The 21277-nt window shown below is 72.5% G+C and carries 24 protein-coding genes; 12 read left to right on the top strand and 12 right to left on the bottom strand.

The window, feature by feature from the left end:
* Window positions 1-53 precede the first annotated feature (53 nt).
* Genes tgmC through K7I03_RS13370 form a run of 4 tightly spaced genes read right to left on the bottom strand, consistent with a single transcriptional unit; the run spans window position 54 to window position 2872 of the window.
* Entirely contained in the window at window positions 54-1256 is a 1203-nt protein-coding gene (gene tgmC, locus K7I03_RS13385; protein WP_185941513.1) for an ATP-grasp peptide maturase system methyltransferase, read from the bottom strand.
* Window positions 1253-2215 carry an ATP-grasp ribosomal peptide maturase gene (tgmB, locus tag K7I03_RS13380; RefSeq protein ID WP_185941512.1) on the bottom strand — a complete coding sequence of 321 codons (963 nt, stop codon included), beginning with the start codon at window positions 2213-2215 and terminating at the stop codon, window positions 1253-1255. The genes tgmC and tgmB overlap by 4 nt, the downstream gene beginning before the upstream one ends.
* A gap of 4 nt (window positions 2216-2219) precedes the next feature.
* A complete protein-coding gene (gene tgmA / locus K7I03_RS13375) occupies window positions 2220-2477 on the bottom strand; it encodes a putative ATP-grasp-modified RiPP (protein ID WP_185941511.1) in 258 nt (85 codons plus the stop codon).
* Entirely contained in the window at window positions 2474-2872 is a 399-nt protein-coding gene (locus K7I03_RS13370; RefSeq protein WP_224347032.1) for an ATP-binding protein, read from the bottom strand. Before K7I03_RS13370 ends, tgmA begins: the two co-directional genes overlap by 4 nt.
* Window positions 2873-3163: 291 nt before the next feature.
* On the opposite strand from K7I03_RS13370, the gene K7I03_RS13365 reads away from it, so the two are divergent.
* Complete coding sequence (locus K7I03_RS13365; RefSeq protein WP_224347031.1) at window positions 3164-4450, top strand: XRE family transcriptional regulator; 1287 nt, start codon at window positions 3164-3166, stop codon at window positions 4448-4450.
* Window positions 4435-4968, top strand: coding sequence for a GNAT family N-acetyltransferase (locus K7I03_RS13360; RefSeq protein ID WP_185941509.1), 534 nt, complete (start codon window positions 4435-4437; stop codon window positions 4966-4968). The genes K7I03_RS13365 and K7I03_RS13360 overlap by 16 nt, the downstream gene beginning before the upstream one ends.
* A 226-nt stretch (window positions 4969-5194) precedes the next feature.
* Here K7I03_RS13360 and murQ read toward each other — a convergent pair whose 3' ends face one another.
* Both murQ and K7I03_RS13350 read right to left on the bottom strand, forming a co-directional pair.
* Complete coding sequence (gene murQ, locus K7I03_RS13355) at window positions 5195-6133, bottom strand: N-acetylmuramic acid 6-phosphate etherase (RefSeq protein WP_185941508.1); 939 nt, start codon at window positions 6131-6133, stop codon at window positions 5195-5197.
* 59 nt (window positions 6134-6192) lie between these two features.
* Complete coding sequence (locus K7I03_RS13350; RefSeq protein WP_398857127.1) at window positions 6193-7140, bottom strand: MurR/RpiR family transcriptional regulator; 948 nt, start codon at window positions 7138-7140, stop codon at window positions 6193-6195.
* A 62-nt stretch (window positions 7141-7202) separates the two neighbouring features.
* On the opposite strand from K7I03_RS13350, the gene K7I03_RS13345 reads away from it, so the two are divergent.
* Together K7I03_RS13345 and K7I03_RS13340 are read left to right on the top strand one after the other, a co-directional pair.
* On the top strand, window positions 7203-7565 hold the full coding sequence (locus K7I03_RS13345) for a hypothetical protein (RefSeq protein WP_185941507.1): 363 nt from the start codon (window positions 7203-7205) through the stop codon (window positions 7563-7565).
* 33 nt (window positions 7566-7598) lie between these two features.
* Window positions 7599-7874, top strand: a complete 276-nt coding sequence (locus K7I03_RS13340) for a DUF4031 domain-containing protein (RefSeq protein ID WP_185941506.1) — start codon at window positions 7599-7601, stop codon at window positions 7872-7874.
* Between the two features lie 28 nt (window positions 7875-7902).
* Here K7I03_RS13340 and K7I03_RS13335 read toward each other — a convergent pair whose 3' ends face one another.
* Window positions 7903-8673: an HD domain-containing protein gene (locus K7I03_RS13335; RefSeq protein ID WP_185941505.1), complete on the bottom strand. Its 771-nt coding sequence runs from the start codon at window positions 8671-8673 to the stop codon at window positions 7903-7905.
* A 66-nt stretch (window positions 8674-8739) separates the two neighbouring features.
* On the opposite strand from K7I03_RS13335, the gene K7I03_RS13330 reads away from it, so the two are divergent.
* Window positions 8740-9438 carry a copper homeostasis protein CutC gene (locus K7I03_RS13330; RefSeq protein ID WP_185941504.1) on the top strand — a complete coding sequence of 233 codons (699 nt, stop codon included), beginning with the start codon at window positions 8740-8742 and terminating at the stop codon, window positions 9436-9438.
* A 108-nt stretch (window positions 9439-9546) separates the two neighbouring features.
* On the opposite strand, the gene K7I03_RS13325 is transcribed toward K7I03_RS13330, so the two are convergent.
* Window positions 9547-10752, bottom strand: coding sequence for an MFS transporter (locus K7I03_RS13325; RefSeq protein ID WP_224347030.1), 1206 nt, complete (start codon window positions 10750-10752; stop codon window positions 9547-9549).
* Between the two features lie 145 nt (window positions 10753-10897).
* Here K7I03_RS13325 and K7I03_RS13320 point away from each other — a divergent pair, with 145 nt between their 5' ends.
* On the top strand, window positions 10898-11287 hold the full coding sequence (locus K7I03_RS13320) for an ArsR/SmtB family transcription factor (RefSeq protein ID WP_221902667.1): 390 nt from the start codon (window positions 10898-10900) through the stop codon (window positions 11285-11287).
* A gap of 60 nt (window positions 11288-11347) precedes the next feature.
* On the opposite strand, the gene K7I03_RS13315 is transcribed toward K7I03_RS13320, so the two are convergent.
* Window positions 11348-12475: an FAD-dependent oxidoreductase gene (locus tag K7I03_RS13315; protein WP_185941503.1), complete on the bottom strand. Its 1128-nt coding sequence runs from the start codon at window positions 12473-12475 to the stop codon at window positions 11348-11350.
* 471 nt (window positions 12476-12946) lie between these two features.
* Window positions 12947-15022 carry a HelD family protein gene (locus K7I03_RS13310; protein ID WP_185941502.1) on the bottom strand — a complete coding sequence of 692 codons (2076 nt, stop codon included), beginning with the start codon at window positions 15020-15022 and terminating at the stop codon, window positions 12947-12949.
* A 307-nt stretch (window positions 15023-15329) separates the two neighbouring features.
* Between K7I03_RS13310 and K7I03_RS13305 the strand changes: the two genes are divergently transcribed.
* Window positions 15330-15491 carry a hypothetical protein gene (locus K7I03_RS13305; protein WP_185941501.1) on the top strand — a complete coding sequence of 54 codons (162 nt, stop codon included), beginning with the start codon at window positions 15330-15332 and terminating at the stop codon, window positions 15489-15491.
* Window positions 15492-15502: 11 nt separating this feature from the next.
* On the opposite strand, the gene K7I03_RS13300 is transcribed toward K7I03_RS13305, so the two are convergent.
* Complete coding sequence (locus K7I03_RS13300) at window positions 15503-15760, bottom strand: hypothetical protein (protein ID WP_398857122.1); 258 nt, start codon at window positions 15758-15760, stop codon at window positions 15503-15505.
* A 169-nt stretch (window positions 15761-15929) separates the two neighbouring features.
* Here K7I03_RS13300 and K7I03_RS33815 point away from each other — a divergent pair, with 169 nt between their 5' ends.
* Complete coding sequence (locus tag K7I03_RS33815) at window positions 15930-16337, top strand: hypothetical protein (protein ID WP_185941499.1); 408 nt, start codon at window positions 15930-15932, stop codon at window positions 16335-16337.
* A gap of 25 nt (window positions 16338-16362) precedes the next feature.
* Here the strand turns inward: K7I03_RS33815 and K7I03_RS13290 are convergent, their stop codons facing one another.
* Window positions 16363-18009 (bottom strand): DNA repair helicase XPB, encoded by a 1647-nt coding sequence (locus K7I03_RS13290; RefSeq protein ID WP_185941498.1) that lies wholly within the window; start codon window positions 18007-18009, stop codon window positions 16363-16365.
* 27 nt (window positions 18010-18036) lie between these two features.
* Between K7I03_RS13290 and K7I03_RS13285 the strand changes: the two genes are divergently transcribed.
* From K7I03_RS13285 to K7I03_RS13270, 4 genes are all read left to right on the top strand, one after another.
* On the top strand, window positions 18037-19674 hold the full coding sequence (locus tag K7I03_RS13285) for a recombinase family protein (protein WP_185941497.1): 1638 nt from the start codon (window positions 18037-18039) through the stop codon (window positions 19672-19674).
* Window positions 19675-19859: 185 nt separating this feature from the next.
* Window positions 19860-20051, top strand: a complete 192-nt coding sequence (locus K7I03_RS13280) for a ribbon-helix-helix protein, CopG family (RefSeq protein WP_185941496.1) — start codon at window positions 19860-19862, stop codon at window positions 20049-20051.
* Entirely contained in the window at window positions 20038-20418 is a 381-nt protein-coding gene (locus K7I03_RS13275) for a VOC family protein (protein ID WP_185941495.1), read from the top strand. The genes K7I03_RS13280 and K7I03_RS13275 overlap by 14 nt, the downstream gene beginning before the upstream one ends.
* Complete coding sequence (locus K7I03_RS13270; RefSeq protein ID WP_185941494.1) at window positions 20411-21274, top strand: class I SAM-dependent methyltransferase; 864 nt, start codon at window positions 20411-20413, stop codon at window positions 21272-21274. Before K7I03_RS13275 ends, K7I03_RS13270 begins: the two co-directional genes overlap by 8 nt.
* Window positions 21275-21277 lie beyond the last annotated feature (3 nt).

The following is a 21277-nucleotide window of genomic DNA, read 5'->3' as shown; positions in this document are numbered from 1 at the left end:
CCCCAGACCCCCTTTTCGCGGCTTCGCCGCTCGTCCTCAAACGCCGGACGGGCTTAAAGGCGCAGGAGCCAACCCGGCCCGTCGGGGGAGCCGAGCCAGACCTTCTGGTGATCAGGGGTGACGGTCAGACCGAAGGCGGTCTGTGGCGGCGCACCGGCCGCCTCCCATGTGTCGATCGCCTCCTCGACGGCGTCCCAGAGGCGAACCGGGCCGCCCTGGCGAACGATGAATCCGCCGCTACCGTCCGGGATGAGTGTGGCGAAGGACCCGGCGTCCCGGTCGACAATGTGGTCCAGCATCGGGCCGTCGCCCGTGCGCATGCCCACATACTGAGCGCCCGGAATGGCGAGCTGCGCCACGAACTGCGGCGTCCAGTCACTCAGCACGGCGGGGCCGACACGCGTGGGCCGTTCCACGGCGCCCTGGGCGAGAAGTTCCGAGATGCCGGTGAGGGCCGGCGGCGCCTGAGTTCGAGCGATCATGAACGACACCGTGCCGGGCAGAAACCGGCCCTCGGCCGTGCAGTCCTCTCCGACGGTCAGCCGGACGAGGCCGGAGCCGTACAGCCATCCGGTCATCGTGGTCAGGACCGTGCCCCCGGGCCGCACCTGGGCGAGCCACGCCGCCGGGATGGTACGCACGGAGCAGGTGGCGATCAACCGGTCGTAGGGGGCGCTGCCGGCGTAGCCGAGCAGGCCGTCGTGGGGGACGAGCGTCGGTTCATAGCCGGCGGCGTGGATCGCCGCTCGCGCCCGTTCGGCCGCCGCCGCGTCGAGCTCGACGGACGTCACCTGCCTGCTGCCAAGGTGTTCGCACATGAGGGCCGTCGAATAGCCGGTGCCTGTGCCGACCTCCAGAACCCGGTCACCCTCCTGGGCGTCCAGGTCCTCCAGCATGCGCACCACCAGGCTTGGCAAGGTCGAGGACGAGGTGGGGTCGCCGTGAACCGGGTCACGGACGTCGGCGGGGTGTGTGCCGCCGTCCAACTGGGTCACCAGCGTCTCGTCGGAGTACGCCTCCACAAGCCACGCATCGGCGTCCGCCGGTGTGGGCACGACAGGAACCCACCGTGTGCCCTCGCCGCTGTCCGACCGGCGGAAGAAAGCCCGGACGAACTCGTGCCGGGGCACGGTCTCGACAGCCTTCCGCCAACCGGGTGAGCGGAGGTGACCGGCGGCTTCGAGCTTCTGCGCCAGGCGCTCGCGCAGCTCGGCCGCGCGTTCTTCGTCGACGGTGACGCGGTCGGGGTCGGTCATGTGGGGAGTCCCTTCTCCAGCAGGTCGGCCAGGGTTGTGGCGATGGCCACGGTCGTACGGTCATCGACGAACGCCCACTGCCCATTCGGGTTGCACTCGTAGAAGCGCCACACGCCGTCGCGGCCCTCGGCGAAGTCGAACGCCCCGAAGGCCAGGCCGAAGGCGTGCAGGTAGGCACGGATGCCGTGGCGCACTGGGGCGGGTACGGCGATGGGGTGGTACGTGATCCGGTCGTAGTTCAGGCGCCAGTCCAGGTGGTCACCGTCCACGGTGATGCGGCTCGCGAACAGTTCCCCGCCGACGGCGGCTACCCGTACGTCGGCGGTTTTCCGGACGACCTGCTGGAACAGGTGCGGGCAGGCGGCGACACCGTCGCCGATCTCACGCGGATCGACCGGGCGGACCCAGATTGTGTGCGGCACCCCGCTCTGGCGGTACTCGGTGGAGCGCAGCGGCTTGTAGACCACGGGCCCGTACTCCGTCGCGAAGGCGCGGGCGGCCTCCGGATCATTGGTGATCAGCGTCGGCGGGACGTCGAGGCCCGCCCGCAGGGCTTCGGTGATCTGGCGGGGCTTGTATTCGGCTCCCTGGTTCCGGTGCGGGTGGTTGACGTACAAGCAGTCCGGAAGGGCGGCCAGGACGCCACCGAGCCCGTGCCGGACCTGGGCGGCGGCGAACGCCTGTTCCTGGCCGTCCATGCCTGTCGGCGCGGCGTACGAGGACGGCCGTCGCCAGTACACGGCTCGTGCGTGCTCCAGGCCGAGGGACCTGGTGGGGGTGGTGAGGGGGCCGCGCCAGGTGCGGCCTGAACATGCGTGGGCGGAAAGGGTCACCCCGCCGGGCCGGCCGGGGTCGAGCCGCACGACCGGGACGCCCCGGCCATGTAGCTCGGTGATGACGTGGTCTGCCGTCAGGTCGTCCAGCGCGGTCACGACGACGACCGGTCGGGGGGAGGCCATGGCGTCAGTCCTGGTCGCTTTCCTGGTCGTGGCCCTCGTCGGCGTTGGACGGACCGCTCCCGTCGCCCTGGCTGGTGCGGGTCCTGGTCTCCTTGCCGGTGCCCGTGCCGTGCTTGCCTATCTCGACCCTGCGACCTTGGGCGTCGAGGTAGACGGTGGTCTGCGTGACCGGGTCCAGGGTGGCGGCCGTCCCGGTGACCGTGATCGGTGAGGGGTAGGGCTCCATACGGGTCAGGCCCCATGGTCGGACGGTCGCCTTCATGAGCGCTTCCTTTCCTCGGTTGTCCGCGGTCGGTTCTCGTCTGCGGTACGAAGTTCGGCCCAGACGCGTTTCCCCCACGGCAGAGAGTCGGCGTCCCACCGGTGGGCGAGTGCGGCTACCACGGCAAGGCCGCGTCCTCGTTCGTCCTTGGATGACGGCGTCTGACGGACGGGCCGCTGCGGGGACATGTCCACCACGGCCACCCGGACGCGATCCGGACGGGGGCGGGACACGATCACGCGCAGGTGGCGGCATTCGGTGTGTTCGATCGCGTTGGCGACCAGCTCCGACACGATCAGCACGCACGTGTCCAGCAGGCCGGGCAGGTTCCAGGTGTGCAGGGCGGCCGCCGTCAGGAGCCGTGCACGTCGAGCGGATGCCGGCTCGCGGGGCATGGTCTGGGCGTATGCGGGGACGCCGGTCGCGGCGGGGAGTGCGGTCATGGTCGTTGATCGCCTCGGCGGTTCCGGTGCCGTCGCCCGCGTGTACGCGGGGCGCGAAGGGGCGACGACAGATCGATGCGGCCACGCGTGGGTACGCGGCCTGTCCGACGCCAGTACAACGGAGGTGTCTGTTGATGGGGGAGGAAAGGCGCTGCAAGTGCTGCTCGGAGCCAACCGGAAATTTCCGGGGCTGGTAGCGCTGTTCGATTACCGTCCGCACGCCGCCTCGCTAGCGTGTGCGTCGTGGAGGAGACCGCGCCCAGACAGCCCAACGTGCGCTTTCAAGAACGCATGCGCGACGTCGGGTTCAAGCAGTGCGAGCTCGCGGACAAGCTCAACGAGCTTCTGACGGACTTCGGTTACCCCGGCACGGTCTCCGATCGCACCGTCCGCCAGTGGCTGACCGGAAAGACCCGTTGGCCGCACCCTCGGCAAAGGCGGGCTTTGGAGGCATTATTCGGGTGTACCGCCGAGGAACTGGGGTTCGTTCCGCCCCAAGGCAAATGCCACGTCACCAGCCCCCCGGAGAACCACGTGCTCCGCCGGACATTCTTCACCGCGACCGCCGGGACGACCGCCGCCGTCGTCGTCCCCGATCTATCGCCCCGTCGGGCTCGCGTCGGCACTTCCGATGTCATCGAGCTGCGAAAGGGGCTTGATGCCCTCATGGCCCTGGACGCCCACAGGGGCGGCCACGAGGCCCTCGAAAGCGCTGCCTTGTCGGGAGCGCGCCAGGCCATGGACATGCAGCAGAAGGCAGCCACGCAGCGCATCCGCCAACGCCTTTTCTCCGCTGCCGCCGACTACACCGCCACCGCAGCTTGGTCTGCCATTGATGCCCGGCGGCTCGGCAGAGCGGAACAGTACTTGGACCGCGCTCTCCGACTCGCCGGCATGGCCAAGGACGGTATCGCCCAGCTACGCGTGTGGAACTCGTACGCCATGCTGGCCCACCAGCGTCACGAGTACGCCAAGGCCGTGGATGCCGCCTATGCCGCCCAAGCTGTCGGTGTCGCCCGCCGCGCCCCGCTGTATGCATCGCTGGCCCATGCCCGGGCAGCCCTCGGACACGCCACCCTGCACCACCGGCAAGCCGCCCTGCGATCCCTCGGATATGCCGAAGAAGCGTTGGCTAAGGCGGACGTTCAAGAGCCCCGCCCGTCCTGGCTGGGTTTCTACGACCTTTCGGAGCTGACAGCGCTCACCGCCATCGTGCGGGACCGCATCGGGGACCACGCGGACGCCGAGGCTGCCTCGCACCGGGCTCTGTCGTCCATCCCGCGGAAGTTCCACCGCAACCGCGCTCTGGTGACCGCGCGTCTGGCACTCGCACAGCTCCACCAGCGCGAGACAGACCAGGCGTGCGTGACCGCGTCGAGCGCCTTCGATCTGATGAGCGGCTACCCGATTCCGGGGCGGGTGCGGTCTCTTCTCGGCGACTTCTATCGGGACTTGATTGCCATTGCCCCCACGACCCCAGTGGCTCAAGACTGGGGCGACCGCTTCCGCAGCGAATGGAGCCGAGCTTGACCGTCATTGACGTCCGGCACTTCAGCCACGCCCACGCGGCCGACATCCGTCAGACCCTTCTCGACGTGCATGCCGACGCTTACTCCGACCGTGCCGACGACCCGTTCGTCCAGCGGTTCCCGTGGTTCGTGGACCACTGGTCCGGCAATCCCGGGTTCTCCTGCGTGATCGGCTACGACGGGTCCGAGCCCGTCGGCTACGCCTACGGTGCCGCCGCGCAGCCCGAACGCGAATGGTGGCGGGAGCATCTCGACCCGGCGCCGGCCGGAACGCGGACGTTTCATGTGTCCGAGCTGATGGTGCGGCCGAAGTGGCGCAAGCGAGGGCACTCCGAGCGGCTGCACCGGGAGCTTCTGGCGGCTCGTGATGACGATCTCGCCGCCCTTCTGGTGGACGTCACGCACCCGAAGGTGCAGGCCCTCTACGAGAGCTGGGGGTATCGGAAGGTCGGTGAACGTCAGCCGTTCCCTGACTCCCCGGTGTACGCGGTCATGCTTGCCGAGCTGCCGCTTCCGTGAGGGGTGCCCCGGTCCCACCCTTTCGCCGTTTCCTGGGGGCAAGCCCCCAGACCCCCCTTTTCGCGGCTTCGCCGCTCGTCCTCAAACGCCGGACGGGCTGAATAGGGCGCCCACTCCAGCCCGTCCGGCGTTTGAGGACAGCGCGCGCAGCGCGCTTCGGGGTGCGGGGGCTCGCCCCCGCAGAAACGGTGAATGGGGGTGCCCCCTCTGGGGGAGGGGCCGGGGCTCACCTCCCCCGCGCAGCCTCCAGCGCCACCCGCAGGTGCCCGCCGGCCTCTTCCAGCAACCGGCCGGCGGCGGCAGCGCCCACCCCGCCCAGCAGCACCAGAATCGCCTGCTTCACCTCTCCGTCCGTGGCCGTCAGCGCCGCCTCGATCTCGGCGTCGTCCGCCCCCGTCGCCAACGCGACGATATGCCGCGACCGAGCCCGCAGCTTCGCGTTGGAAGCGCGCAGATCGACCATCAGGTTCCCGTACGTCTTGCCGAGGCGGATCATGGTGATGGTCGAGATCATGTTGAGGACCAGCTTCTGGGCGGTGCCGGCCTTGAGGCGGGTGGAGCCGGTGAGGAGTTCGGGGCCGACGACGATTTCGATGGGGTGGTCGGCGGCGGTGCCGAGGGCGGAGTTCTCGTTGCAGGAGAGGCCGATGGTGAGGGCGCCGGCCGCGCGGGCCCGGGTGACGGCGGCGACGGCGTACGGGGTGCGGCCGGAGGCGGAGACGCCGACGACCGTGTCGTCGGGGGTAAGGGCCAGCGCGGCGAGGTCGGCGGCGGCCGCGTCCGCGTCGTCCTCCGCGCCCTCGACGGCCGTCACCAGCGCCTCCGGGCCGCCCGCGACCAGGCCGACGACGCGGCCGGGCTCGGTGGCGAACGTCGGCGGGCACTCGCTGGCGTCCAGCACTCCGAGCCGTCCCGCCGTCCCCGCGCCCGCGTAGACCAGGCGGCCGCCGCGCGCCATCCGTTCGGCGGTCGCGTCGATGGCGGCGGCGATGGCGGGCAGCCGGCCGGCGACGGCGGTGGCGACCGTGGCGTCGTCGGCGTTCATGACGGTCGCGATGTCCAGGGTCGGCAGCCGGTCGATGTCCGCCAGTTCGGGGCGGAACGCCTCCGTGGTGAGGTGGGCGAGCTGGGCGCGGAGGGCGGCGTGGGCGGGGGACGACGGCATGGTGGCCTCGCTCGGTCTCGGGTCGGCGTCTCGGGCGGCGTCTTGGGCGGCGTCTCGGGTCAGCGCGGGTCGGGCCGCGCGGCGTGGCGGTGGGCGAGTGCCTCGTAGGAGGCGGAGAGGGCGGGCGCCGCCCGCTCGTACGTCCGCTGCGCGACACCGATGAACAGGCAGTCCACGACCAGCAGCTGGCTGGTCCGGCTGGACATGGCGGCCGGGCGGAGTTCGCTCTCCCGGGCCGTGGACGTGGCGAGGACGTGGTCCGCGTACTGGCCGATGCCGCCGGCCGGGTCGCCGGTGACGGCGACGGTGGTGGCACCGTGCTCGAAGGCGACCCGCAGGGGTTCGATGACGTCGGTCGTCCGGCCGGAGTGGGTGATGGCGATGGCGACGTCGCCGGAGCGCAGCTGGACGGCGTTGGTGACGGCGAGGTGGGGGTCGGCGGGGGCGTGCGCGACCACGCCGATGCGCAGCAGCTTCTGGACGAGGTCCTGGCCGACGAGGTTGGACGCGCCGATGCCGTAGACGTCGACGCGCCGGGCGGCGGCGAGCGCGGATACAGCCGCCTCCAGGGCGGTGGTGTCGAGCCCGGCCGCCGTGTCGGCCAGGCACTGCGCCTCGTCGTGCGCGAGCTTGGCGACCACGCTCGGCAGCGGGTCGTCCACGGCGATGTCCGCCGTGACGGCCGGCGCGCGGCCCGCCGCCCGTTCCGCGGCCAGCGCGGCGAGCGCGAGGCGCAGCTGGCGGTAGCCGGGGTAGCCGAGCACGCGGGCGGTGCGGACGACGGTGGCCTCGCTGGTGCCGGTGCGCTGGGCGAGCCCGGTGACGGTCAGGGCGGCGGAGCCCGCCGGGTCGGCGACGAGGGCGTCGGCGACGCGCCGCATGGAGCGGGTCATGGTCGGCGCGAGCGTACGGACCTTGGCGGCGAGCGCGCCGGGAGCGGGCGGAGGGACGGGCCTGCGCAGCGGCGGGAGACGGCGTTCGGCGATTTCCTTCGGATCGCTGCTCACCCGGTGAAAGGTATTTTCAGCCGGATGTGCCGTCAACCATTCGCGTCCCGGACAATGGGGCAATGGAGCTCGAACAAGCACTGCACGCGGCCCGGGCGCTCGTCCTCGACGACCTGACCGCCGGGGGCGTGGCCGACCCGGACGTGGTCTCGCTGGTGGAGGACGCGGTGGCCGGCCGGCGGTGGTGGGTCGAGCAGTGGCCGGAGGGCGTGGCCTTCGTCGCCGGGCTGATCGCCCAGGACGTCCAGGACGCGCTGCTGGAGCGGCACGGCCGCTGGCCGCTGTGCCCGGTCTGCACGGACTCGGGCGACCCGCACGCCCTGGAGGTCGAGCCGGAGCTCGGGCCGGACCCGCACTGGGCCTGTACGAAGCAGGCGGTGATCGTGGCGCCCGTCGGGCGGCTGTCGTCGGCCCTGCGCGGCTGACGCGAGCGACGGAAGAGGCGAGAGGGAAGAGCGGTGACCCTCTACATCGACCCGCCGCAGTGGCCGGGGCACGGCCGCATGTGGTCGCACCTGGTGAGCGACGTGAGCTTCGACGAGCTGCACGCGTTCGCCGCCCGCATGGGCCTGCCCGCGCGGGCCTTCGACGGCGACCACTACGACGTGGCGGCGTCCTCGTACGCGGACGCGGTGCGGCTCGGCGCGGTGGAGGTGCGCAGCCGGGAGGTGGTGCGGCTGCTGCGGGCGGCGGGGCTGCGGAGGCGGAAGCGGCCGGGGGCGCGGCCGGGCTGAGTGCGGCGGCGCCCTTGCCGGGCCCGCGCTACGTGGTGAGCAGCGCGAGCTCCGTCGTGAGGTTGTGCCGGGCGGCGCGCTCCCACCGTTCGTACCCGCGCGGGGTGCGGAACAGCCGGGGCAGGGCGAGCAGTTGGCGCAGGACGGCCGCGCGGCCAGCCCGGAACGCCTCGTCGGGCACGAAGCCGTACTCCTGGCGCACCTCCGCCGCGTACGTCGCGTACGCCTCGGGGGTCCCGCCGAGGACGGCGAGGTCGGCGTCGCACAGCAGCTCGCCGTTGCGGTCGCCGGGGGCCGGGTCGTGGCCGACGGTCAGCAGGACGAGCCGGACGACCTCGGCGGTGACGTCCTCGGGCACCCCGAGCTCCGCCAGGGCGCGGCCCGCGAGCCGGGCGCTGCGCTCCTCGTTGGTCGAGCGTTCGGGCAGGTAGACCGCGTCGTGGAACCAGGCGGCGAGGCGGACGGCGGCGAGGTCGCGGGCGGACCGCGCGTGCTCGGCGAGTTCGTCGACGCGGTCGAGGACGGCGGTGAGGTGGGCGGTGGTGTGGTAGCGGCGCTGCGGCTCCGACCAGCGGGCGAGGAGGTCGGCGGCGTAGCGGGCGAGGTCGGGGGTGTCGGCGTCCGGGGCGTCCGTGTCCGGGGTGTCGATGTCCGGGGCGTCGGGGCTCGGAGCGTCGGGGTCCGGGCCGTGGGCCGGGCGGCGGGCCGTGCGGACGGCGTCGGCCCAGCGGGCTTCGAGGGACTGCCCGGACTGCCCGGGCTGCGCGGGCTGATCGGGCTGCTCGGCGGGGGTGGCCATGGGGCCATTGTGGTGCAACCGAGGGGCGTGCTTCCTCGGCGGGCGCCGGTGTGGCACCCTTGTTACATGTCTAGACCAATTCTCGAAGTGATCGCGCTGGACGCGGCGGACGCGGTGGCGGCGCGGGCCGGCGGGGCGGACCGGCTGGAACTGGTCAGCGACATGGCGGCCGACGGCCTGACCCCCTCGCTGGAGACCTTCGCCCGGGTGCGGGAGGCCGTCGACATCCCCGTCCGCGTGATGCTGCGGTCCTCCGACGGCTTCGGCGTGGGCGGCGCTGCGGAACTCGACGCGCTGTGCGCCGCGGCGGGCGCGCTGCGGGCGGAGGGCGCCGAGGAGTTCGTCCTCGGGTTCCTCGGGGAGGACGGGCGGGCGGACCTCGCCGCCGTCGACGCGCTGTGCGACGTGCTCGGGCCCGGTGCCCGGTGGACGTTCCACCGGGCGATCGACCGGGCGGCCGACCGCGACGCCCTGCGGAAGCAGCTGGCCGACCGGCCTGGCCTCGACACGTACCTCACGGCCGGCTCGGCGTCCGGGGTGGACGACGGGCTTTCCGTGCTGCTGGCGGAGGCGGCGCGGGGGGACGAGCCCGGATATGAGCCGCGGATTCTCGTGGGCGGGGGGCTGAAGTTGAAGCATGTGCCGGTGTTGTTGGAGGCCGGTATCGACGGGTTCCACATCGGGGGTGCGTCCCGGCCGGGGGGTTGGGACGCGGCGGTGGATGTGGCGGCGGTTCGGGCTTGGCGGGAGGCGCTTGGGGGGTAGGTGGGGTGTGGGGTGCCCCGGTCCCGCCCCCTCACCGTTTCTTGCGGGGGCAAGCCCCCACGCCCCCGAAACCGCGCTTCGCGCGGTTGTCCTCAAACGCCGGACGGGCTATTTGGCGGGCGCAGCCCCGGGAACCGGTGAAGGGGTGGGCTCGGGGCGCGCCTCCGTGCTCGCGGGCCGCGACCGCCGGACCGTCGCCAGCGTGACGGCCACCGCGCCCGCCATCGCCACCACCGACACCAGCGGGAACCACCGCCCCCCGAGCACGTCGATCGCCGTGCTCCCCACGACCCCGGCCGCCGCCAGCCCGAGGTAGAGCGCGCTGCTGTTGAGCGACATCAGCAGGGGTGCGCTCGGCGGGTCGACGGAGACCAGGCGGTGCGGCAGGGCGACGGCCATCGACCAGCCGACGAGCGGGCTGATGACGGCGTAGCAGAGCGCCCCGGGCATCGAGCCGGAGAGCAGCGGCAGGGATCCGTACGCGAGGGCCCCGAGGACGCCGCCGGTGAGCAGGACCGCGCGGACGCCCAGCCGGTCGACGAGCCGGCCGCCCAGCCAGTTGCCCGCCATCGAGGCGAGGCCGGAGACCAGCAGGATCAGGGAGAGCCGGTCCTGGTCGCCGCCCGTCGCCGGGCGGACCGCCGTCGCCAGGTAGATGTAGATGGAGTTGACGGCGACGAAGACGAGGAACGTCGTGAACGTCCCCGCGATGACCTGGCGGTTGCGCAGCGGCGCCAGGCGTTCCCGTATGCCGGGGGCGCCCGTGAGGGTGGGCAGGTCGCGCAGCAGTGCGGCGAGGCCCGTGAGCGCGGCGGCGCCCAGGGCGGTGACCAGCCACATCGTCCAGCGCCAGTCGGCGCGTCCGAGGTAGGCGCCCAGCGGGACGCCCAGCACGGTGGCCACGGTCATGCCGCCGAGCACGGTCGCGATGGCGCGCCCGCGCCGCTCCGGCGGGACGAGGGTGGTGGCGACGGCGTTGGCCGTCGGGGTGTAGAGCGCGGCGCCGGCGGCGGCGAGGATCCGGGTGGCGAGGAGCGTTCCGTAGCCCGGGGCGAGCGCGCTGAGGGCGTTCGCGAGCGTGAACACCGCGAGCGCGGTGAACAGCACCCGCCGCCGGTCCCAGCGGGCGGTCACCGTGGCGAGGACGGGCGCGAGCAGCGCGTACGCCAGGCCGAAGACGGTGACGAGCTGTCCGGCGGCGGCGAGGGACGTACCGAGGTCGTCGGCGATGCCGTCGAGGATGCCGGTCATGACCATGGAGTCGGTGCCGACGGCGAACGCGCCGAGGGCGAGCAGGAACAGGCGGAGACGCACGGGAGTCCTTCCGGGCAGTTCCGGGCAGGTAAGGTTGGACGTGCGTCAAACAATAGAGATTGTTGGACCCCTGTCAAACAAAAAATGCCGGCCCGGTCATGTCCTCAACTCCGGCGGCCCGGCGCTCCGGTGACGGAAGGTGGGAATGGTGACGACCGTGGAGGGAGAGCTGCTGCCGCAGCCCGACGCCGGGGACATCCGGCTGGAGAAGGTCCTCAGCGCGCTAGGGGACCCTGTCCGCCTGCACCTGTTTCACGTGCTGGGCACCGACGAGCAGTGCGACTGCGACTCCGTCCGCCTCGGCCTCGGGCATCTGCACAAGTCGACGGTGTCGCACCACATGCGCGTCCTGCGGGAAGCGGGCGTCACCTCCACCCGCGCGGTCGGCCGCAACCGGCATGTCGCCCTGCGCCGCGACGACCTCGACGCGCGCTTCCCGGGGCTGGTGGACGCGTTGTTGGCGGCGGGTGAAACGGCTGGTGAGACGGCTGGTGGAGGCGCGACCGGCGCCGGGGCGGCCGGCGGAGCCGTGTGACGGCCGCCGGCCCGTGCGCGCCGCCTTTCCCCGGTCCGCTCCGCCGGTTCCTCCCGCGGCCTACTCGGGCCGCCCCTCCCCGCTGATGGCGGCGAGCAGACCCTGGATCGGGTCCTCGCCCGCGTCCTCGCCGATCCTGGCGGCCTCGGCGCTGCGCGGGAACATGGCCTGCTCGTACACCGTGAGCGCCGCCTCGACGTCGCCGGGGTGCGCGGCGAGCGCCTGGCCCAGCTCAGCGCCGTCGAGCATCGCCAGGTTGGCGCCCTCGCCGTTCTGGATCGCGAGGTGGGCGGCGTCGCCGAGCAGGGTCACCCCCGGCACCCGCTCCCACCGGTGCCCGGCCGGCAGGACGTGGAAATGGCGCAGAACCGGCGTGACGTCCGCGTCGGTGATCAGCGCGGTGAGCTCCGGCGCCCAGCCGTCGAACTCCCGCGCGATCCGCGCGGTGGCCTCGTGAGCCGTGGCGGCGTCGGTGAAGTCGAGGCCGGTGAACCACTCCAGCGGCTCGACCACGCCCACGTAGGCGTGCAGCGTGTCGCCCTTCTCCCGGTGGGCGAAGATCTCCCTGCCCGGCTTGGCCGCGATCATCGCCCCGCCGCCGACCGCCTTCGCGACGGCGGGGTGCCGGGTGTCGGCGTCGTACAGGTAGGTCTCGACGACCGACCTGCCGCTGTACTCCGGTTCGACGGCGGAGAGCAGCGGACGGATCCGCGACCACGCGCCGTCCGCGCCGACCAGCAGGCTCGTCACGACGGTGCCGCCGCCGGCGAACGCCACCTCGTGCCGTCCGTCGCCGAGCGCGCGGGCGCCGGTGACCTTGTGCCCCCACCGGACGGTCCCGGCCGGGAGCGAGTCGAGCAGCATCTGCCGCAACTCGCCGCGCTGCACCTCGGGACGGCCCCCGGAGCCGTCGTCGGCCTTGTCGAACAGCACGCTCCCGTCCGGCGCGAGCACCCGCATGGCCTGGCGGCCCTCCAGGATGAGTTCCCGGAACTCGTCCATCAGTCCGGCCGCCTCCAGGGCGATCTGGCCGTTGTAGTCGTGGATGTCGAGCATCCCGCCCTGTGAACGCGCGGCCGGGGAGGCCTCCGCCTCGTAGACCGCCGCCGGTATGCCGTGGACGTGCAGGACGCGGGCGAGCGCGAGCCCGCCGAGACCGGCGCCGATGATCGTCACTTCGGTGGTCATGGGACTGCCTTCCTGATCGTGGACCGCCGGGCGGCTTCCGCGGCGGATCACGCCGGGAGCGCCGCTCCGGTAGGCCGGGACACTGCGATGCCGATGGCCGGTACCGGTGACGACCGGCCCCGACCTGCTCCAATGTCCCGCCGCCCGCCGACAGATCACCGACAGTCCGCCGACCGCCACCGACGGCCCCCGACAAACGGCCGATACCCATACCTGTGCCGGTATCACCGGCCGGGCGGCGGAGGTCCGTGACGGCGCCTTGCCTGTCATGTGACCGCACGAAGACGGCGGGGGGTGGCGGCGGAATCCGCTGATTCACCGGTCCGCATGAGCGCCGAAACCACCACCCGTACCGCCCGCGTCACTTCTCACCGGCGCGAGCCCCGCCGCCGCTCCCTTCTCCGCGCGGGGGAGGAGAGGTGCGTGCGGTGGCCGTATGCGCCTGCCCCTCCCGGCCCCGGCGCGGAACCGTCACCCCAGAGCCGCCGGCAGCGGCTCCGCGTGCAGCACCGTCAGGCCCGACACCGCGCGGGTGAGGGCCACGTACAGCCGCCGCAGGCCGGTGCGTTCGTCCGGTTCGCCGGCGACGACGGCGGCGGGCTCGTCGAGGACGACGTGGTCGTACTCCAGGCCCTTGGCCAGGGACGCCGGGACGAGGGTGAGGCGGGCGTCGGCGGTGGTCTCCTCGCCCGGGGCGAGGTGGGGGAGGGCCGCCTCCGTGAGGGCCGCCGCGAGGGCGGGGATCCGGGCGTCCGCCGCGATCAGGCCGATGGAGCCCTCGCGGCGGAGCGCGGAGCGGCAGGCGTCGACCACCGCGTCGTCCAGCGCGGCGGGATCGCCGACGGCCCGGACCGCGAAGTCGCCGGCGGCCTCGCGCACCGACGTCGCCTCGGACAGTCCGGGGGCGATGGCGGGCAGCAGCCGCGACGCGTAGGCGATCACCTCGCGGGGGACGCGGAAGCCCTGCGTCAGCTCCTCGACGGCCGCGTCCGGCTTGCCCAGGTGCGCGAGCGCCTCGCCCCAACTCGCCGTCGCCCAGGGCGTCGTGCCCTGCGCGATGTCCCCCAGTACGGTCGCGGAACCGGTGGTGCAGCGGCGGCCGACCGCCCGGTACTGCATCGGGGACAGGTCCTGCGCCTCGTCCAGCACCACATGCCCGAGCGAGGGCGTCCGCTGGACGAGGTCGGTCGCCTCGTCGATCAGCACCGCGTCCGCCGCCGACCACTTCGCCGTCCGCACGCTCCGCGCGGGCTTCGCCCACAGCACGGCCCGCTGCTCGTCCTCCGTCAGCAGGCCCGCCGCGTGCTCGGCGAGGAACTCCGGCTCCGACAGCAGCCGCAGCACCAGCTTCGCCGGGTCGACGGCCGGCCAGACGGCCTTGACCGCCGCCTTCACGGCGGAGTCGCGGGCCACCGCGTCCTGCACCCGGTCGTCCGGCGCCTCGCCGGCCTGCTCCATCCGGACGAGCACGGCGTGCGCGATGCGCTGCGGCAGGGCCTCGCGGGCGGCGCCGTACCGGATGTCGCGGGCGAGCAGCTCGCGGACGATCTCCTCCACCTCGTACGCCGGGACGCGCCAGCGCCGCGAGCCGCGCACGACGACCACCGGGTCCACCGGCATCGTCACGCCCGCCCTGACCGCGCGCCGCAGCACCTCCGCCATCCGCGCGTCGCCCTTGACCGTCGCCGCCTCGGCGGAGTCCGTCCCGCGCACCTCCACATGCGCGACCAGGTCGTCCACCGTGGCCTGCGCGACGTTCAACTCGCCGAGCGCCGGCAGCACTTGCTCGATGTAGCGGAGGAAGGACCGGTTCGGCCCGATGACCAGCGTGCCGGTGCGGGCCAGCCGCTCGCGGTGGGCGTAGAGCAGGTACGCGACGCGGTGCAGGCCCACCGCCGTCTTCCCGGTGCCGGGCGCCCCCTGGACGCACACCGTGCCGCCGATCCCGGCGCGCACGATCTCGTCCTGCTCCGGCTGGATCGTCGCGACGATGTCCCGCATCGGGCCGACGCGCGGCCGCTCGATCTCCGCCTGGAGCAGCGCGCTCGCCCGCTCGGCGCCCGACGCGTCCGTCAGGTCCTCGTCCTCGTACGCCGTCAACTCGCCGCCGGTGTAACCGAAGCGGCGCCGCCGCCCGACCCCCTGCGGCTCCTTCTTCGACGCCTGGTAGAACGGCTGCGAGACGGGCGCGCGCCAGTCGACGACCATGGGGTCGCCGTGCGCGTCGTGCACGTGCCGCCGCCCGATGTAGAACCGCTCCTCGCCGCCGCCTTCCCCCGTCGCGTCGGCCGGCGCCTCCTCGTAGTCCAGCCGCCCGAAGAAGAGGGGTGCGTGCGCGAGATCGGCGAGCGCCGTGATGCGCTCCTCGATCTGGCGGTTCAGGACCTCCGCGTTGACCCAGTTGGCCGTGACGTCCTTGATGTCGAGCGCCTCGACGTCCTCCCGCATCGCGCGCAACGCGGCGCGGGAGGCGGTGAGATGGTCGCGCTCGCGGGTGAGCGGGTCGAGTGCGGTCGTTTCGTGCTGGTCAGGGGCGTGCGCGGGCACGGCATGGCCTCCAGGGCGGCTGGCTGCGGGCTACGTACGAGCGGGGGCCGGCCGGTTTCCGTCCGGGCGGCGGCGCTCCCGGGACACGCGGCGGGAGGCGGAAGTCCGCGAGTCTACGGACGGGGGCGGGGCGGCGCCAATGATTTTCCGCGCGCCCCTCTCGCGCCTTTCCCGCCCCCGGGCGGCTCTCAGGGTCGGAGTCCGTCTCCCGTAGGGGCAGGCATGATCCCTGAGTCGTACGGCGGGGCTCCCGCGTTTACACCGCGAGGGCGATGTCCGGCGGCCGCGCGGCTCGCATCATGGGTACATGACCACCGCAGGGATCACCTCAGCCGCCCAGGGCGCCGAGCACGGCGCCGCCACCGCCCTCTCCCACGCCTTCCGCGCCGTGAAGGTGTTCGCCGGCACGGCCGTCAGCGTCGTCCTCCTCGGCCGCTTCGAGGGGGAGGAAGCGCTGGTCAAGCGCTGACGACAGGATTGTCAGTCCTCCACGAGGAGGATGTCCGCGTCGTCGAAGATGCGCAGCACGACCAGCAGCAGCCGCCCGCGGGACACCATGTACTCCGCGACGATCTGCGAGGTGAGACGGATCTCCCGGTCCTGCTCGCCGGCCCCGACGGGACGGGACAGCTCGGTGTAGGGGTCCCTCGCCAGCAGCTCCACGGCCTTGTCGAAGGAGGCCCTGAGCGCCGCGTCGAGGCGGTCACGGTCGCGCGCCGCGGGCTCCGTGTACAGCACCTCGTAAACATCCTCGCGGGGCAATGTTCCCTCCGTGCCGTCGCCGATGCTTCGGCCAGATTACCGAGCGGAGCCGCGCCCTCCGGCCCATCTGCCTGAGTACCCCTACCCCCGCGGATTGAGTACGCGCCCCGATCCGCCCGCCGCCGCCCGCCGATGGAATGGCGGCATGGCATCCACCACCACGAGAACCCCCTCCGCGACCTCCTCCGCCGCTCCCGCCACCGGCCGGTTCCGCCGGCTGCGCCGCGGGATCGACCGGCGGCTCGGGGAGCGGGACGAGCGCTGGGCGAAGGGGCCCGCCGTCGTCTCCCTCCTCGTCCTCCCCGCGCTGCTGTGGTACGCGTTCGGCGACGGGTTCCTCGTCATCGGCGACGAGCCGCTGGCGGCCGTGCTGTTCGCGGGAGCCCTCGCCCTGGCGGTGGCGTGGCTGCTGCCGCACCGGGAGTCGATGCGGTCCGCGCGCCTCACCTTCACGGTCACCGCGGCCGTCACGATCCTGCTGCCGATCGTGATCACCGTCGTCACGGTGGTGTTCGTGGTCTTCGCCTTCATCTTCGCCTCGGGGCCCGCGTGACGCCTTCCCCGCCGGACGGGCGACCTCAGGCGTCGTCCCCCGCCAGCAGCTCGTCCGCGTCCACGATCCGGTACGCGTACCCCTGCTCCGCCAGGAACCGCTGCCGGTGGGCCGCGAAGTCCTGGTCGATGGTGTCGCGGGCGACGACCGAGTAGAAGCGCGCCTCGTGCCCGTCCGCCTTCGGGCGGAGGACGCGGCCGAGCCGCTGCGCCTCCTCCTGGCGGGAGCCGAACGTGCCGGAGACCTGGATGGCGACCGTCGCCTCCGGCAGGTCGATGGAGAAGTTCGCGACCTTCGAGACGACGAGCACCGAGATCTCGCCCTGCCGGAACGCGTCGAAGAGCTTCTCGCGCTGCGCGTTGCTCGTCTCGCCCTTGATGACCGGCGCGCCCAGGTGCTCGCCCAGCTCGTCGAGCTGGTCGATGTACTGGCCGATGACCAGCGTCTGCTCACCCGCGTGCCGCCGCACCAGCGCCTCGGTGACCTTCCGCTTCGTGGCCGTCGTCGCGCAGAAGCGGTACTTCTCCTCCGCCTCGGCCGTCGCGTACGCCAGCCGCTCCCCGTCCGTGAGGTTGACGCGGACCTCGACGCAGTCGGCGGGCGCGATGTAGCCCTGCGCCTCGATCTCCTTCCACGGCGCGTCGAACCGCTTCGGCCCGATCAGCGAGAACACGTCCGACTCCCGCCCGTCCTCCCGGACGAGCGTCGCCGTCAGCCCGAGCCGCCGCCGGGCCTGGAGGTCGGCGGTGAACTTGAAGACCGGCGCGGGCAGCAGGTGCACCTCGTCGTAGACGACCAGACCCCAGTCGCGGGAGTCGAACAGCTCCAGGTGGGGATAGATCCCCTTCCGCTTGGTGGTCAGCACCTGGTACGTGGCGATGGTGACCGGACGGATCTCCTTCCGCGTCCCGCTGTACTCGCCGATCTCGTCCTCGGTGAGCGACGTCCGCTTCACCAGCTCGTGCTTCCACTGCCGCGCCGAGACCGTGTTCGTGACCAGGATCAGCGTCGTCGCCTTCGCCTCGGCCATCGCCCCCGCCCCGACCAGCGTCTTCCCCGCCCCGCAGGGCAGCACGACGACGCCCGAGCCGCCGTGCCAGAAGCCGTCGACGGCCTGCCGCTGGTACGGGCGCAGCGCCCAGCCGTCCTCGCGCAGCTCGATCGGGTGCGCCTCGCCGTCCACGTACCCGGCCAGGTCCTCGGCCGGCCAGCCGAGCTTCAGCAGCGACTGCTTGATCTGACCGCGCTCGGACGGGTGCACGGCGACGGTGTCGGGGTCGATCCGCTCACCCACCAGCGGCTTGATCTTCTTCGACCGCAGGATCTCCTCCAGCACCGGCCGGTCCGTGGACTCCAGCACCAGCCCGTGCACCGGGTGCTTCACCAGCTTGAGCCGCCCGTACCGCGCCATCGTCTCCGCGATGTCCACGAGCAGCGCGTGCGGCACCGGGTACCGGGAGTGCGTGACGAGCGCGTCGACGACCTGCTCGGCGTCATGCCCGGCCGCCCGCGCGTTCCACAGGCCGAGCGGCGTCACCCGGTACGTGTGCACGTGCTCGGGGGCGCGCTCCAGCTCGGCGAAGGGCGCGATCGCCCGGCGGCAGGCCTCGGCCTGCTCGTGGTCGACCTCCAGGAGGAGCGTCTTGTCCGACTGGACGATCAAGCAGGACACACATACCTCCGCAGATAGGATCGCCGCGTGACAGACACCACACCTGCCACTGCGCGGGCCATGCCCCGTGCCCGGCGCCCGAAAGGCGTCTCAGCGAGCGCACCCGGTATGCGCGCTGCTGTCTACGTCCGCCTTTCCCGTGAAACTGAAGAGTCTACTTCCCCGGAGCGCCAGCGTGCGGCGTGCGAGGCGTTGTGCCAGGCCAGGGGCTGGCAGGTCATAGCCGTCGAAGAGGATATCGACGTCTCCGGCTACTCACGGGGGCTTGATCGTCCGGGACTCCAGCGCATCTTGGCCCGGCTCGCAGAGTTCGACGTGATCGTGTTCTTCAAAATCGATCGTCTCGCGCGGTCCACGGTGGACTTCGCCGAGATCATGAAGATCACACAGAACGAGGGCGTGGCGCTCGCGTCGGCGAGTGAGCCGCTGGACCTCACGTCCTCCATGGGACGAGCCATGGCGAAGGTGATCGCCGTCTTCGCCGAGCTCGAGTCGGACACGATAGGGATGCGCGTCTCGAGCGCCCACGAGCACCTGCGCCGGGAAGGCCGCTGGACGGGCGGTCGCGTCCCGTACGGCTACCGGGTGGCCCCGAACCCGGACGGCCCGGGGCGCGTGCTGGTGGTGAACCCGGAGGAGGCGAAGACGGTCCGGGACATCGTGGAGCGGGTCCTTGAGAAGGACTCCTTGATGAAGATCGCGACGGATCTCACCAAGGCCGGCGTTCCCTCGCCCGGCCACTCGTCCCGGCAGACCAGCGGCAAGCGCACCGACTCCAAGCAGTGGTACACGACCACGCTCAAGAGCCTCCTCACGAGCCCGCAGCTCCTCGGGCAGGTCATCGAAGACGGCAAGCCGATCCTCCGCACGGACGGCCTGCCGCTCGTGACCCGCCCGCCGATCCTGGACATGGACACATGGCACGCCTTGCGGGACGAGCTGAAGCGGCGCACGGGGACGGGTGAACGGCGCCGCCACAACACGGCGTTGCTGCGCGCTGTCCTGTACTGCGGTGTGTGCGCGTCCCGGATGTACACCTACACATCCAAAGGCAGACTTCGTTACCGCTGCATCGGCCGCCTGAAGCAGCGGCAACGCACGGGCGAACAGGGCGGTTGCTACGGCCCGTCGGTCCCGGCGGAGCACACGGAGGAGCACGTCACGGGACAGTTCCTGGAGAAGTTCGGGAGCTTGCAGGTCGTGCGCGTGGTGGAGCACGTCGGGGAGGACTTCCGCCCGCAGATCCGCCAGGCGGAGGAGGCGTTGAGCGACCTTGAGAGGGACCGGTACGAACGGGGCCTCTTCAAGGGTGACGACGGCGCGCAGCGTTACGCGGACCAGTACGCCAAGTTGGAGGACCGCCTTGCCTCGCTGAAGGAGAAGCAGCGCAACGCCAAGCCGGCGGGCACGGAGGCAGTGCCCACGGGTCGGACGTTCGGCGAACTGTGGAAGGCGGCGGACGTGGAGGGGAAGCGGGACCTCCTCCTGGAAGCTGGTGCGTACGTGGAGGTTGCTCCGGCCAAGCGGGGCGCACGACGACTGGACACGTCCCGACTCGCCGTCTTCTTCGGGGAGGACGGCAAGATCCGCCGGGCTGACGCGGACGGCAAGGACGTGGAGGAGGTCATCCGGGAGGCCGTAGCCCGAGATCTGGAAATGGCGTAAGCGCGCCTGAGCGCCCGTCGCGGCTTGCTACTGGGATTCCCCCCCCGGCGGCGGGCCGTTCGGCGTTTGAGGACGAGCGGCGCAGCCGCGAAAAGGGGGTCCGGGGGCTTGCCCCCAGGAAACGGAGAAAGGGCGGGTCCGGGGCACCCTTCCCACCCCCACTCTAGATTGCTAGCATCCTAGCCATGCCCGCCGATCGCCAGGTGAAGCAGTTCAACGTCTACCTGCCCACCGACCTCATCCGAGAGGTCAAACACCACGCCGTCGACACCGAACGATCGCTCTCCTCGATCGTCGAGACGGCCCTGACCGAGTACTTCCGGCGCCTCGCGGCGGACGCGGGCGCCGGGGAGGGGAGTGCGCATGACGACGCATGACGGCACGACTGACGGCATCCAGGGGTTCCTCGTCGAGACCCGCAACTACGGTGCGACCGCCGCGTTCTGGAAGTCGCTGGGATATGAGGGCGTGCTGGAGACCGACCACGGCTCCGGCCAGTGGCAGCACCCGGCCGGCGGGCCGTACGTGTTCATCGTCGAGCAGCATGAACGGGAGCTCGTGACAAGGCCCGTGCTGACCGTCGCGGACGCCGACGCGTTCGCGCCCGCTCGCGCGCCGGAGTTCGCCCGGCCGTTCACGCCGACGCATTGGGGTGTGCGGCAGGCGCTGGTCCTCGACCCCGACGGGCGGACCGTCGCGCTCGAAGCGCCGCTCTCGGGGCGGCACGGAGAACACCATGGCTGAGCGGCAGCGCACCGTCCCCGACCACACCGCCGTCCGCGTCGCCCTCTGGCGCGCGCTGCACGTGCAGGCCGACGCGCCCCCTCACGTGCTCGATGACGAGATCGGGCTGGAGCTCGCCGACCCCGGCCCCGGCTGGCGGGAGCGCGGCGACATGACCATGCCGGGCGTCGCCGGCGTCCGCGCGTCCGTCGTCGCGCGCGCCCGGTTCGTCGAGGACCTCGTCGCCGAGCGTGCCGCGGACGGCGGGGTGGCGCAGTACGTCGTTCTCGGCGCGGGGCTGGACACCTTCGCCCAGCGGCGCCCCGAAACCCTCGCCGGCATAAGGGTGTTCGAGGTGGATCAGCCGGGCACGCAGGCGTGGAAGCGGCGGCGTCTGGCCGAGCTCGGTTACGTGACGCCGCCGTGGCTGACCTTCGTGCCCGTCGACTTCGAGGGCGGCGACTCGTGGTGGGAGCGGCTGGCCGCCGCCGGGTTCGACCGGGCCGCGCCGGCGGTCGTCGCGTCGACCGGCGTCAGCATGTACCTGAGCCACGAGGCCAACGTCGCGACGCTCCGGCAGGCCGCCGCCGGGCTCGCGCCCGGTTCCGTGTTCGCGTCGACGTTCCTCCCGCCGCTCGACCTGCTCGAACCGGACCAGCGGCAGGTGCAGGAGACCTCGATGCGCAACGCCGCCGCGTCGGGCACCCCGTTCGTCAGCCTCTACGCGCCCGAGGAGATGCGGCGGGCGGCGCTGGAGGCCGGGTTCGCGAAGGCCGTGCACGTCTCGCCGGACGAGCTGGCGGAACGGTACTTCGCCGGCCGCCCGGACGGTCTCCGCCCGCCCCGGGCCGAGCAGTTCCTCGTCGCGGAGGTGTAGTCG

Origin of the sequence: Streptomyces mobaraensis (genome assembly GCF_020099395.1) — a bacterium.
Lineage (GTDB): Bacteria > Actinomycetota > Actinomycetes > Streptomycetales > Streptomycetaceae > Streptomyces.
Note: the sequence above shows the minus strand (reverse complement) of the source record. Positions and strands in the feature narration are given on the sequence as shown.